Source organism: Xenorhabdus yunnanensis (assembly GCF_028598805.1).
Classification (GTDB): Bacteria; Pseudomonadota; Gammaproteobacteria; order Enterobacterales; family Enterobacteriaceae; genus Xenorhabdus; species Xenorhabdus yunnanensis.
Genome location: NZ_JAQRFI010000071.1, coordinates 1 through 12,309, shown reverse-complemented (window position 1 = coordinate 12,309; position 12,309 = coordinate 1). Strand labels below are relative to the sequence as shown.

Genomic DNA, 12,309 nt, shown 5'->3' with positions numbered 1-12,309 from the left:
GGCAACAGCGCGGTGGTCCCACCTGACCCCATGCCGAACTCAGCAGTGAAACACCGTAGCGCCGATGGTAGTGTGGGGTCTCCCCATGTGAGAGTAGGACACTGCCAGACAGTTAATTAAACGCCGGTTGCCGGCACAAAAGGCAGCAGGGCTGAAGAAATTCGGTGGTGCGGTAGTTCAGTTGGTTAGAATACCGGCCTGTCACGCCGGGGGTCGCGGGTTCGAGTCCCGTCCGCACCGCCACCGTATTTCGAGAAAAACCCCTGAGATTTCTCTCAGGGGTTTTTCTTATCTGCAATAAAATTGCTTTGATTGTTAATCGTTTTCAATGGCTATATTCTGATAAATCTCGTGTATGAATTACTGGACTGGTTTTACTAACCTGAATCAGCAACCTCATTGTTTTTCTGATAAACCACATGGGTATAAACAGCCTCGTTCAGACCCTCCGGCATCTATTTCACGACCAGCTTTGTTGCCGGATAGAGAGTGAGGTACTGCACCGGCCAGCAAGATTTCGGTACCGAAAGAAGTAAGAGAAATTTCTGCAATTACTCCTGATTTTTTGTTTTTAATTTGTTCAATATGATTCATTTTATTTCCCCTTTGATCAATAGAATCGTAAAGACTTCTCTTTTATTTGGATAAGATAGTCTTGATTTTTTCTTTTACTCTTGTTCTGACATAACTACTTTTATCATTATTTACTAAGCCAATGAGATCACTAATATCGTTCTTGTTATATGAACATTCAGTAGCGTCTAATATAGCCTCAAAGGCAATAGCACGTATTTCATCTCTACTGTGATTACGGGCTACTTGTAAAGCGAGCTGACGACTTTTCTCTCTACCTAATTTTAATAATCCGTGGAATAGTGACTCTTGGGCGTGATAGCTTTCTTTCCTCCCTTTTTTTATATGTGCAATAACTTGTTGGTTTTCTGTTGGTTTTTCTTCACTATCTAAAATTAGTTTATTTTGGCTCACTTTTGTTTCTGGTTGCACTATCAAATTTAACGATACACAAAAATCTTTTGGTGGGTATTGGATATGTACGTCTTTGTTTCGTCTATAAAACATGACATTGCCTGTAGAAGATAACATTCGATCACCGGAAAAATTCAATGTTACTGATTCACCCTCTGTGCCGTTTATGTCATTGTCGTTGTAGTCATATAGGCTAGTTTTATAGCCATTACCAAAGAAATTAACAGTCCAGAAATCAAAATCATGATCATGTGCTTTTCCATAAGGAAGTGGTACAAAATCGAACTGATTTCTCAACGGTAGCCAAACAACCATCCTGATAGAGATTCTTTTATCTTTGTAAATCAAGTACGTAGGTGCTTGCATATCATTTTCTTTCTGAAACTGTGTTGGATCTCTAAGATCTGAACAAATAAAAGAAATGATTTCCTCTTTATTGGCGGCATAAGAATACAACCATTCAGCTACTTGATTAATTTCCTCTTCTATATAAATTTTTTTATTTATATGAGAGATGACATTTGAACTTTTTAACAATGCAAGAAATTCTTTAAGATCCAGTACATTTTTGACTGTTGGGGTGCTATCTATCGTCATAATCTGTTTCTCCTGAACCAGCAATGACATTTTTTAACAATTTTTTGCCATTGTCATTTCTAGGCTATGTATAGCAGCTTGTTTAAGTATTGGATCCTGGTCATTCTCCGCCAGTATTTTAAGAATTTTTAGGCAATTGGATGGCGCTATTTTGGAAAGACTCTGCACTGCTTCCCAGCGTACAAAGTTTGCGTAATTGGATGTTGCTAAATTTTCAATGCATTGAATAGACTGGGATGCCTTCATCTCTCCTAATAGCCTGACATATAATAGAACTCTGGATGCCTGTAAATTTGTACAGATACTTTGTATTGGCTCTAATGTCTTTCTGTTATAAATCCATGTAATCCACCCTTTCGGATCAGAATGTACAATCAATACGAAATTATTGGGAGAGGATTCAAAATCAAAATCTAAGATATATTTATAAGCTTCAAAGTAATAAACTTTATTTGGTTTAAAATGACAATCCCCAACTCTTTTGATGGGTTTTGGTTTTTGGAATATATTTTGTTCTGAACAAGATTCATAGCAAGGGACCATTATTTCCGTATTTGTCGGATTGATGACAAAAATATCAAATTCATTTGTATAAAGTGTATTTTGCTCACTATCATCAATAAGTCTGATTAATAAATTAAAATTATTTTGTCTATGTAGATAAATATGATCTTCAGATACTCCTTCATAATTTGAGGTAATTTCTCTTTTTTCCAGAATATCATTTAATATTTCTATAATATCTTCTTGTCTTAGTGACGATAGTATAGGTGCTATATTTAAAAAATCTGGATTATCCCCATTCATCACTTTATCGACGGCTTCTTGTAACCATTTGAATCCTTTAATTAAAGGCAATATTGATGAAGATTCGGTATCATATGCACCAATATTATTCAATTCGCTTTTCTTGATAATATTTTTTAGCATATTCAGTTCCTCTTTTTTTATTCTTATTCTTGAGTTTCGATAATTTCCAAAATTTTTAAGGTAACGGAGAGGAAAGTCCACAAAACTGCTTATATAATCAATAAAATTAAAATGATGCTGCAATCAAGAAAATGTTTGATGGAGATAACGATATATTAGTTGGTTTATGGTTGCATCATAGTTACTACTGAAACAGTATTGCCATGTTATTATTTAGTCAAGCGAAATTATATTATTAAATACATAATTTCCATATTTATTAGATCTTACTATTGAGTTTTTTATAAATTATGGTAATAACGTATATCATCAATATATTATCTTACCGCTGCATGGGCTTTTGTGCACAATAGATTGAAATCAACAATGGGTATGTCATATTAGGTAGCATCAAGTGGAAGGTGTCGTATGGCGGAGGTAAGTTTGGCAATAAAAAGCTATGCGAGAAGGCTGTATGAGAGAAAACTTGTAAATATGAAGCGCGCGAAAAACAGCTATGCTATGCGATATGTTGTGGGGAAGCCTGTAGAACGCGTTTTTCCTAGTTCTAAGCAATTACTTGAGGATGCGTCGTTACCACATGGTGAGCCACTTCTTGCCAGTAATAATGAACTTTCTATCGCTATTTGGAATATTTGTAAACAACAGCGCCCATTATGGCAAAGTGTTCTGACTTCGTTAATCGAGAAGAGTGACCTTATCTTATTGCAAGAGGCGCAAACGACTCCTGCTCTCTTGGAATTCATTGCAGCTAGCGGATTGGTTGCGGATCAGGTTCCTGCATTTGCTATCCCTCAGCATCCATCAGGTGTGATGACATTAGCATCATCTTCACCGATATATTGCTGCCCACTTCGTGAAAAAGAACCGATATTCAGGTTATCTAAATCATCATTAATCACGATTTATCCATTACCAGATAAACGTCAGTTGATGGTGATAAACGTACATGCCATTAACTTCAGTCTTGGTATAGATGTTTATAGCCGACAATTCAATAACATTGGCAACCACATAAGCTTACATAATGGCCCCGTAATTTTTGCTGGGGATTTTAATGCATGGAGTCGGCAGAGATTAAAAATACTGGAACGTTTCGCACGCCGTATGCAATTGGAAGAAGTGCATTTTAATGATGATCATAGAACGATTGTTTTTGGTAAACCGCTGGATTTTATTTTTTATCGTGAATTAAAAGTTTTGAATTCAGCAGTTGTAATGACAGGAGCTTCTGATCATAACCCCCTGATTGTGAAATTCTCTTTGTGATGATAACTGACGAAAAGGCTTATTGTTTTGTGGAAAAAGATAAAAAAGCGTCGGTAATTTCCGACGCTTTTTGGAACAAGATTGATGATTACTGATTAGAGGAGCGAGTTATTGGTAGCTTCTTTTTCACACCAATAAAATAGGCTAGAGTCAGAATGAATACCCAACCTATACCAACATATAACGCATTTCTTGTTTGCTCAAAATAGCCCAGCAATAGAATGATGCTGACCATAAAAATGATCGTAATTGCAGGGGCAATTGGCCACATCGGGATTGGAAATTTCAGTGTTTTAACTTCTTCCGGACTCATTTGGCGACGCATGGCAACGTGTGAAACTAAAATCATCAGCCATACCCAAACCGTTGCAAATGTGGCGACAGAAGCGATAAGAATGAAGATTTCTTGAGGGATCAGATAATTCAGAACCACGCCAAGTAACAGAATTGCAATCATGACAAGAACAGTCATCCATGGAACACCATTGCGCGTTAGTTTCTTGAATGACTTGGGAGCTTGCCCTTCCTGAGCCATGCCATACATCATCCTGCCTGCACCAAAAATATCACTATTAATAGCGGAAATAGCGGCGGTAATTACGACCATATTCAGAATATTTGCGGCTGAATTAATTCCCAAATTGGAAAAAATCTGTACGAATGGGCTTGTATTCGGAGTAATTTGATCCCATGGATAGATGCTCATCAGGATACACAGGGTCAAAACATAGAAGATTAAAATACGGAATGGAACAGCGTTGATTGCTTTAGGGATCGTTTTTTCTGGATTTTTCGCTTCACTGGCAGTGATGCCAATGACTTCTATGCCACCAAAAGCAAACATAACAATCGCAAATGAAGCTATCACCCCACTGATGCCATTTGGCATAAAACCGCCATGCTCCCATAAATTGGACAGGCCAGTTGCATGCTCAGTTGCTTGCCCGAACCCGTAAAACATAATGGCAAGACCACCGATAATCATGGCAATGATGGCGGTAACTTTAACGATCGAAAGCCAGAACTCCATTTCACCAAAGATTTTTACGTGACACAGATTCAAGGCACCAATAAAACATACAATCCCCAGAACCCAAATCCACTGTTCGACATGTGGGAACCAAAGCTTCATATATGCGCCGAATGCGGTAATATCAGCCAGACAAACAAACAGCATTTCAAGAACATAGATCCAGCCCGTTAAAAAACCGGCCAAAGGTCCCAAATAATGGCTGGCATATTGCGAAAAAGAACCAGAAACTGGATGGTGAACGGCCATTTCGCCAAGTGCTCTCATCACGATAAATACGGCAGCACCGCCGATTAAATAGGCCAATAATACCGCGGGGCCAGCTTGCTGTATTGCTGTTGCTGAGCCATAAAACAGCCCCGTGCCTATTGCAGAGCCTAAAGCCATGAAGCGAATGTGCCGCACGCTTAGACCCTGTTTAAGCTGATTTTCATTATTTTGCATTCGTTATTCCCATCTATCCTTTCATGCCTGAGAGTATTTTAGGCATACGATGCTCTGTCTGGCTTGAGATGCCAGTAAAAGCAACCTCGTACGATATCATAAAGATGGATGTTCGCGGGATAGATATCTGTAATAATAACGGGCAGTTTATTAAAACAAGAGTTTTTTATGATTTACCCAATAAATGAAATCTTCCAAACATTACAGGGAGAAGGAGTGTTTACCGGTGTGCCTTCGGTTTTCATTCGATTACAGGGATGTCCAGTAGGGTGCAGTTGGTGCGATACCAAACATACGTGGGAAAAAGAGGCTGATAAACAGCAGCCTATGGAAAATATCTTACTGAAATCGCAGGATAGTGATTTGTGGGGTGTTGCTACCGCAAGACAGTTGCTAAGTATATTCACTCGTCAAGGCTACAGTGCGAAACATATTGTCATTACCGGGGGAGAACCGTGCTTATATGACTTGCGTCCTTTGACGGAAACACTGGAAAGCGAAGGCTATCAATGTCAGATAGAGACAAGTGGTACACATACGATTCAGTGCACTGACAAAACTTGGGTGACGATTTCTCCTAAAGTGAAAATGCGCGGAGGATATCAGGTTTTGCCTGAGGCCATGAAGCGTGCCGATGAAATCAAGCATCCTGTCGGACGGCAGCGCGATATTGAAGCATTGGATGAATTATTGACTATGCTTGATGGAAATTCTATTCCGGTTATTGCGTTACAACCGATTAGTCAGAAAGAAGATGCAACCCGCCTGTGCATCGAAACCTGTATTGCCCGTAATTGGCGCTTTTCGATGCAAACCCATAAGTATTTGAATATCGCCTAAATTTCATTCAGCACCAGATTCTGGTGCTGAATCCTTACTCACCTCGATAGATACAACCTGCGCTACAGGTTTCTTTGACCATAACAGCACTGAGTTGAGGCAACGTTGGTTTTAACTTTTCCCAGATCCACTTGGCCAAGACTTCGCTGGTCGGATTTTCAAGCCCAGGGATTTCATTGAGATAGTGGTGATCGAGCTGTTCCCAGATCGGTTTAAAGGCAGCTTTTACATCGGCAAAATCCATTAGCCAGCCACTGTGAGGATCGATTTCTCCGGTGACTTCCAGACGTACCATAAATGAATGCCCATGCAGGCGCCCACATTTATGTCCTTCTGGCACGTTTGGAAGATGGTGTGCTGCTTCAAATTGAAAATCTTTAAAGATAGTTGTACTCATTATGCTTTCCCCTGACTTCAAAAGGTCGGCTATTCTACCTGAACTTTACAAGCTTAACGTGATTTTTCTGGAGATAAAAAGCACAATCCTTAACAACTTTATCGATATATTAAATCTGTAAATAAAGTTAGGCGTTTTGGTTATGAGATATTGCGATCCTTTCTTTAAATACCTTTCCTATTCTGGGATAACCTGATAATTAATCCATGTTTATGATTTCTACCTTTTTTACAATCATGCTTTTTACAACATGCTTTTTACAACATGGATAGCGGCTATATAGCAAAGGGCACTGGGAAAATGACCACAAAACCACCTTCAATTGCATTATTACCTGTTTCTCCAGAACAATTATCACGCTTGCAATCTGCAATTAATGATTTCTCACCACATCAATTAGCCTGGTTGTCCGGCTATTTTTGGGGAATGGTGAATCACCAACCACAAACTGAGACGGAATCATCCGATGTTTCCGAACAAGAAACTGTAACTTTGCTTTCTGCATCGCAAACAGGCAATGCCCGTCGTTTAGCTGAACAACTGAGAGATTCACTATTGGCTGAAAATCTCAAAGTAAATCTGATTAACGCGGGTGACTATAAATTTAAACAAATTTCCCAAGAGCGTGTATTGATTATTATTGCTTCGACACAAGGTGAAGGTGATCCTGCTGAGGAAGCTGTAGCACTACATAAATACCTCTATTCCAAAAAAGCCGCGTCAATGAAAGAGACAGCGTATGCCGTATTTGGTCTTGGGGATACATCGTATGAAAATTTCTGTCAGGCAGGGAAAGATTTTGACATTCGTCTGCATGAGCTTGGAGCACAGCGTTTGCTGGATCGTGTTGATGCTGATGTGGAATACCAGGAACAAGCGGATCAATGGCGTCAGAAAATTACGGGGATTTTGAAACAGCGTTTGCCAGTGCAGGTAAAATCGGCTATTTCACCGATAGTTTCTTCATCATCAATAGCTTCTTCACCGGTCATTTCAGCGCACACCAAAGAAACGCCTCTAACAGCCACTCTGTCGGCTAACCAGAAAATCACGGGACGTGGATCTAACAAAGATGTTCGCCATATTGAAATTGACTTGGGGGATTCAGGATTGAGCTATCAGCCAGGGGATGCCCTTGGCGTTTGGTTTGAAAATGATCCGGCTTTAGTGGATGAATTAATCACCTTGCTTTGGTTGGAGGGTTCAGAACAAGTCAATGTGCATGGAAAGTCACTTCCACTGCGTGAGGCTCTGATCAGCCATGTAGAGCTGACTCAGAATACCGGCGTGATTGTTGAAAAATATGCCACATTGGCGAAAGATGAAGAACTGTTGGCCTTAGTCGCGAACAAACAAGCATTGCAGCAATACGCCCAGACAACACCGATTGTGGATATGGTCAGAGCTGTAGCTGCACATCCGGAAGCCCAGCAATTTATTGATTTATTGCGTCCACTGACACCGCGGCTTTATTCCATCTCCTCTGCACAATCTGAAGTGGAAAACGAAGTCCATATTACCGTGGGAGTGGTTCGTTATGACATAGAAGGGCGTGCCCGTACAGGCGGAGCGTCAGGTTATTTGGCGGATCGCTTGCAGGAAGATGACAACATCCGGGTTTTTATCGAACAAAACAACAATTTTCGTTTACCGACTGATTCGGGTGCACCAGTCATCATGATTGGGCCGGGAACGGGTGTTGCTCCGTTCAGGGCATTTTTGCAACACCGTGACAGTCAAGGGGCTGAAGGTAAAAATTGGTTGTTTTTTGGTAACCCGCATTTTGTCGAAGATTTTCTTTATCAGATTGAATTCCAGCGTTACGTGAAAGATGGTTTATTGACCCGCATTGATCTGGCATGGTCAAGGGATCAGCAGCAAAAAGTGTATGTACAAGACAAAATACATGAACAGGGAGAAGAAATCTGGCGCTGGATTCAGGATGGCGCTCATCTGTATGTATGTGGCGATGCGAATCGCATGGCAAAAGATGTAGAACAAGCCCTATTGGACATCATTTCACAACATAGTGGCATGGATGCTGAACAGGCTGATGAATTCTTGAGTGAATTGCGCCTTGAACGCCGTTATCAGAGAGATGTTTACTAACGTGAGCAATTAACATGAGCAATGTGAGCAAAGAAAAACAAGGCCCTTTGATCGTTGAAGGCAAACTTGCAGATAGTGAACGCATGAAGTTGGACAGCAATTATCTGCGAGGAACGATCAGCGAAGATGTAAAAAATGGGCTGACAGGTGGATTTGAGGGCGATAATTTCCTCCTCATTCGCTTTCATGGAATGTATCAGCAGGATGATCGTGATATTCGGGCGGAACGCGCAGAACAAAAACTCGAACCGCGCCATGCCATGATGTTGCGTTGTCGCTTGCCGGGGGGAATTATTACCCCAAACCAGTGGCTGGGCATTGATCGGTTTGCGACGGAAAATACGTTGTATGGCAGCATTAGATTGACTAACCGACAGACATTTCAGTTTCATGGGATCTTAAAAAATAACCTCAAGCCAGCACACCAATTATTGGCACAGATAGGCTTAGATTCACTGGCTACTGCCAATGACGTCAACCGTAACGTTCTGTGTACATCCAACCCAGTGCAATCTGCTTTGCACCAACAAGCCTATGAATGGGCGAAAAAAATATCGGAACACCTACTGCCCCGTACCAACGCATATGCTGAAATCTGGTTGGATAAAGAAAAAATCGTGACAACTGATGAGGAACCTATTCTTGGTGCCACTTATCTGCCACGTAAATTCAAAACAACCGTGGTTATTCCGCCACAAAATGATGTAGATCTACATGCCAACGATATGAACTTTGTCGCTATTGCAGAAAATGATCAATTGATCGGTTTTAACGTGCTGGTGGGTGGAGGATTAGCCATGACCCACGGCGATAAAAAAACCTTCCCACGACTGGCGAGCGAATTTGGTTTTATTTCATTGGAGCACACACTGGCAATTGCGGAGGCGATAGTTACAACCCAACGTGATTGGGGTAATCGAACCGAGCGCAAAAACGCGAAAACCAAATATACCCTTGAACGCGTGGGTATCGAAACCTTTAAACAAGAAGTTGAAAAACGCGCTGGCGTGAAATTTGAAGAAATTCGCCCGTATGAATTTACTGGTCGGGGTGATCAAATTGGTTGGTTAAAAGGGATTGATGATCAATGGCATCTAACCTTATTTATTGAAAATGGTCGTTTGCTGGATTATCCCAACAAGCCATTAAAAACAGGTATTACAGAAATTGCGAAAATCCACAAAGGAGATTTTCGTCTGACGGCTAACCAAAACCTGATTGTGGCGGGGATACCTGAGAGTGAAAAATCGCGGATTGAAGAAATTGCCCGTGCCCATGGCTTAATTGATGATAGCGTGACAACTCTGCGTCATCACTCTATGGCCTGTGTTTCATTTCCCACTTGCCCATTAGCGATGGCCGAAGCAGAACGTTTCCTGCCAGCTTTTGTCGACCATATTGATGCATTGATGGAAAAGTATGGTGTTGGTGATGAAGAAATCATACTGCGTGTCACAGGCTGCCCCAATGGGTGTGGCAGGGCGATGCTGGCAGAAATTGGGCTGGTGGGTAAAGCGCCTGATCGTTACAACCTGCATCTTGGTGGGAACCGCATTGGTGACCGAATTCCCCGCATGTACAGGGAAAATATCATCTCAGCAGAGATCCTTAAGATACTGGATGAATTAATAGGTCGTTGGGCATCAGAACGCCATATTGATGAATGTTTTGGTGATTTCTTGATCCGCGCTAATGTTATCAAACCAGTATTGAACTCAGCCGTCGATTTTTACGACTGGCAGGAGGCAGTATGAGCAGGCTGAATTTATTGGATCTGGCGGAATTGACCCCAGAGCAGCAAACCACATTATTGGCAGAAATCAATCAACAACTGGAATTGCTGGATGCTCATGCGCGCGTGAGATGGGCATTGGAACATCTACCCGGCGAATTTGTGCTTTCCTCTAGTTTTGGCATTCAGGCAACAGTTTGCCTGCATCTTGTGACACAGGAGTATCCTGATATTCCTGTGGTTCTTACCGATACGGGGTACTTATTTCCTGAAACTTATCAATTTATCGATAAGCTGACTGAAAAACTCAACCTGAACTTGAAGATTTTTCGTGCAGTCCACTCTCCGGCTTGGCAAGAAACACGTTATGGCAAGTTATGGGAACAGGGAATAGAAGGGATTGAACGTTATAATCAAATCAACAAAGTTGAGCCGATGAACCGGGCATTGAAAACGCTGCAAGCGCAAAGCTGGTTTGCAGGTTTGCGTCGTCAGCAATCAGAAAGCCGTACCAAGTTACCTGTGCTGGCAATTCAACGTGGTGTTTTCAAAATCCTGCCCATTATTGATTGGGATAATCGGCAGGTACATCAATACCTGACAAAGCATGGTCTCGAATACCATCCATTATGGGAACAGGGTTACCTTTCTGTAGGGGACATTCATACCACCCAAAAATGGGAACCGGGCATGAGTGAAGAACAAACCCGTTTTTTTGGTTTGAAGCGTGAGTGTGGTTTGCACGAAGGTTAAATTAACCTCAGCTTCGCTTAAAAATAGCGATATCAGAATCCGGTAAATTCAGGCTCGGTTTTTTTAGATTGGAATGTATAAGTGATTAACTAGTAGCAATTTCCAATAAAAAAACTGAGCTGACCGTGGTGTTTTGAATACGCTATTAAATCCTCTGGTATTTTTGATAGAGTAAATTAAAAATCTTCAAAATTACAATTGTTCCTTATGGATGAATTGGGGGATAACTTTATACTCTTTTTAATGCATTATTATTATGTGATTGATACGGCTATTTTTTATATAAAAATGTTATATTCTAACGCTTAATTAAGGATAGGATATATCGTATGGATGAGAGCGAAGAATTAATACAACAAATAGGTTATGTGTCGGTTAATAATTAATATGCGTATTTCGGATGGCAGGGTTTTATCATTAAAATTCTAATCAGATGATTTAACACATGAAAGCTTTTTGATTTCAGGGAGTGATTAATTATTTGTGTGATTTTATGAAGGAATGGATATGAAGCGAATTTCAGATGAATTTGTCGATGGGATGGTTGTATTTGATGATGGGAAATTAATGCCTTTTTCACAACAAGAAGAGTACAGAAAGAAAAAATTTCTGATCTTGAAAAGAAATTGAGCGAGAATGAAGAGCTTTATGTTTTATTAATATTTAAAGAGGCTGCCAATATAGTAAAAAATCTATGTGGACCTAATCCAAATTCATCATGGAAAGATGCTGTTTTTTCATGTTTAGATCTTGCAACGTCATTTACAGGAAATTTCATTGATGTCTATGGTTTTGGCCGATTGGCAAATGAACTCAGTAGTAATTTTGGTGTGATAGTTACTGAATATGTTGATAGGTATGGTAATAGAAGCATAAAGTTAACAGGTCGAACGGGGGTTAGGAAATTTTTGACGGCTGCTAAATACGGTGTGAGTAACTGAAAAATAATAGATATGGGTATAGGCACGCAAGGAATGAAAAATGGTGTCATCAATGGAACCAGGAAGGTTGTTTATATTGCAGCGGGTTATCGATTATTAGAATTTGCGTTTAGAGATGAGTATGCTATTTATAATTTCTATGGAAATATAACCATGGATGCGGCAAAAACTGATGTGGTTCAATGATTTTGGTCACCGTTATAGAGGTGATATGCTCACTTCGATAATTCAACAGGTGACATGATGAAAAGAAGTTTCAGCCCCGAATTTAAATTGGAGT

At 40.4% G+C, this 12,309-nt stretch carries 13 protein-coding genes, 1 tRNA gene and 1 rRNA gene; 10 read left to right on the top strand and 5 right to left on the bottom strand.

Annotation, left to right across the window (positions count from 1 at the left end):
- Positions 1-110, top strand: a 5S ribosomal RNA gene (gene rrf / locus PSI23_RS18970); the annotation flags it as partial.
- A gap of 56 nt (positions 111-166) precedes the next feature.
- Positions 167-243: transfer RNA gene (locus PSI23_RS18965), tRNA-Asp, on the top strand.
- Positions 244-396: 153 nt separating this feature from the next.
- Here the strand turns inward: PSI23_RS18965 and PSI23_RS18960 are convergent.
- The 3 genes from PSI23_RS18960 to PSI23_RS18950 are packed head-to-tail and all read right to left on the bottom strand — an operon-like array spanning position 397 to position 2,514.
- On the bottom strand, positions 397-594 hold the full coding sequence (locus PSI23_RS18960; RefSeq protein ID WP_273556538.1) for a hypothetical protein: 198 nt from the start codon (positions 592-594) through the stop codon (positions 397-399).
- Between the two features lie 42 nt (positions 595-636).
- The gene (locus PSI23_RS18955) at positions 637-1,584 is read right to left on the bottom strand and encodes a hypothetical protein (RefSeq protein WP_273556537.1); all 948 of its coding nucleotides are present in this window, start codon (positions 1,582-1,584) and stop codon (positions 637-639) included.
- A gap of 33 nt (positions 1,585-1,617) precedes the next feature.
- Complete coding sequence (locus PSI23_RS18950; RefSeq protein WP_273556536.1) at positions 1,618-2,514, bottom strand: HEAT repeat domain-containing protein; 897 nt, start codon at positions 2,512-2,514, stop codon at positions 1,618-1,620.
- A gap of 474 nt (positions 2,515-2,988) precedes the next feature.
- On the opposite strand from PSI23_RS18950, the gene PSI23_RS18945 reads away from it, so the two are divergent.
- Positions 2,989-3,783, top strand: a complete 795-nt coding sequence (locus PSI23_RS18945) for an endonuclease/exonuclease/phosphatase family protein (RefSeq protein ID WP_273556541.1) — start codon at positions 2,989-2,991, stop codon at positions 3,781-3,783.
- A gap of 88 nt (positions 3,784-3,871) precedes the next feature.
- Here PSI23_RS18945 and hutT read toward each other — a convergent pair whose 3' ends face one another.
- Positions 3,872-5,257 carry an L-histidine transporter HutT gene (gene hutT / locus PSI23_RS18940; RefSeq protein WP_273556535.1) on the bottom strand — a complete coding sequence of 462 codons (1,386 nt, stop codon included), beginning with the start codon at positions 5,255-5,257 and terminating at the stop codon, positions 3,872-3,874.
- A gap of 168 nt (positions 5,258-5,425) precedes the next feature.
- Here hutT and queE point away from each other — a divergent pair, with 168 nt between their 5' ends.
- Complete coding sequence (queE, locus tag PSI23_RS18935; protein WP_273556534.1) at positions 5,426-6,097, top strand: 7-carboxy-7-deazaguanine synthase QueE; 672 nt, start codon at positions 5,426-5,428, stop codon at positions 6,095-6,097.
- A gap of 34 nt (positions 6,098-6,131) precedes the next feature.
- Here the strand turns inward: queE and queD are convergent, their stop codons facing one another.
- Entirely contained in the window at positions 6,132-6,497 is a 366-nt protein-coding gene (gene queD / locus PSI23_RS18930; RefSeq protein WP_273556540.1) for a 6-carboxytetrahydropterin synthase QueD, read from the bottom strand.
- A gap of 297 nt (positions 6,498-6,794) precedes the next feature.
- Between queD and cysJ the strand changes: the two genes are divergently transcribed.
- The 6 genes from cysJ (at position 6,795) to PSI23_RS18900 (ending at position 12,215) form a co-directional block, all read left to right on the top strand.
- A complete protein-coding gene (cysJ, locus tag PSI23_RS18925; protein ID WP_273556533.1) occupies positions 6,795-8,603 on the top strand; it encodes an NADPH-dependent assimilatory sulfite reductase flavoprotein subunit in 1,809 nt (602 codons plus the stop codon).
- Between the two features lie 14 nt (positions 8,604-8,617).
- On the top strand, positions 8,618-10,357 hold the full coding sequence (gene cysI, locus PSI23_RS18920) for an assimilatory sulfite reductase (NADPH) hemoprotein subunit (protein ID WP_306309635.1): 1,740 nt from the start codon (positions 8,618-8,620) through the stop codon (positions 10,355-10,357).
- Positions 10,354-11,088 carry a phosphoadenylyl-sulfate reductase gene (locus PSI23_RS18915; protein WP_273556532.1) on the top strand — a complete coding sequence of 245 codons (735 nt, stop codon included), beginning with the start codon at positions 10,354-10,356 and terminating at the stop codon, positions 11,086-11,088. The genes cysI and PSI23_RS18915 overlap by 4 nt, the downstream gene beginning before the upstream one ends.
- Before the next feature lie 507 nt (positions 11,089-11,595).
- Positions 11,596-11,718, top strand: a complete 123-nt coding sequence (locus tag PSI23_RS18910; RefSeq protein WP_273556531.1) for a hypothetical protein — start codon at positions 11,596-11,598, stop codon at positions 11,716-11,718.
- Positions 11,715-12,029, top strand: a complete 315-nt coding sequence (locus PSI23_RS18905; protein ID WP_273556530.1) for a hypothetical protein — start codon at positions 11,715-11,717, stop codon at positions 12,027-12,029. Before PSI23_RS18910 ends, PSI23_RS18905 begins: the two co-directional genes overlap by 4 nt.
- A gap of 33 nt (positions 12,030-12,062) precedes the next feature.
- On the top strand, positions 12,063-12,215 hold the full coding sequence (locus PSI23_RS18900; protein ID WP_273556529.1) for a hypothetical protein: 153 nt from the start codon (positions 12,063-12,065) through the stop codon (positions 12,213-12,215).
- Positions 12,216-12,309: the final 94 nt, after the last annotated feature.

What these genes read in the sequence shown, in the direction of transcription:
- PSI23_RS18960 (WP_273556538.1), bottom strand. Translation starts at nt 594, where the DNA reads ATGAATCATATTGAACAAATTAAAAACAAAAAATCAGGAGTAATTGCA.
- PSI23_RS18955 (WP_273556537.1), bottom strand. Translation starts at nt 1,584, where the DNA reads ATGACGATAGATAGCACCCCAACAGTCAAAAATGTACTGGATCTTAAA.
- PSI23_RS18950 (WP_273556536.1), bottom strand. Translation starts at nt 2,514, where the DNA reads ATGCTAAAAAATATTATCAAGAAAAGCGAATTGAATAATATTGGTGCA.
- PSI23_RS18945 (WP_273556541.1), top strand. Translation starts at nt 2,989, where the DNA reads ATGAAGCGCGCGAAAAACAGCTATGCTATGCGATATGTTGTGGGGAAG.
- hutT (WP_273556535.1), bottom strand. Translation starts at nt 5,257, where the DNA reads ATGCAAAATAATGAAAATCAGCTTAAACAGGGTCTAAGCGTGCGGCAC.
- queE (WP_273556534.1), top strand. Translation starts at nt 5,426, where the DNA reads ATGATTTACCCAATAAATGAAATCTTCCAAACATTACAGGGAGAAGGA.
- cysJ (WP_273556533.1), top strand. Translation starts at nt 6,795, where the DNA reads ATGACCACAAAACCACCTTCAATTGCATTATTACCTGTTTCTCCAGAA.
- cysI (WP_306309635.1), top strand. Translation starts at nt 8,618, where the DNA reads ATGAGCAATGTGAGCAAAGAAAAACAAGGCCCTTTGATCGTTGAAGGC.
- PSI23_RS18915 (WP_273556532.1), top strand. Translation starts at nt 10,354, where the DNA reads ATGAGCAGGCTGAATTTATTGGATCTGGCGGAATTGACCCCAGAGCAG.
- PSI23_RS18910 (WP_273556531.1), top strand. Translation starts at nt 11,596, where the DNA reads ATGAAGCGAATTTCAGATGAATTTGTCGATGGGATGGTTGTATTTGAT.
- PSI23_RS18900 (WP_273556529.1), top strand. Translation starts at nt 12,063, where the DNA reads ATGAAAAATGGTGTCATCAATGGAACCAGGAAGGTTGTTTATATTGCA.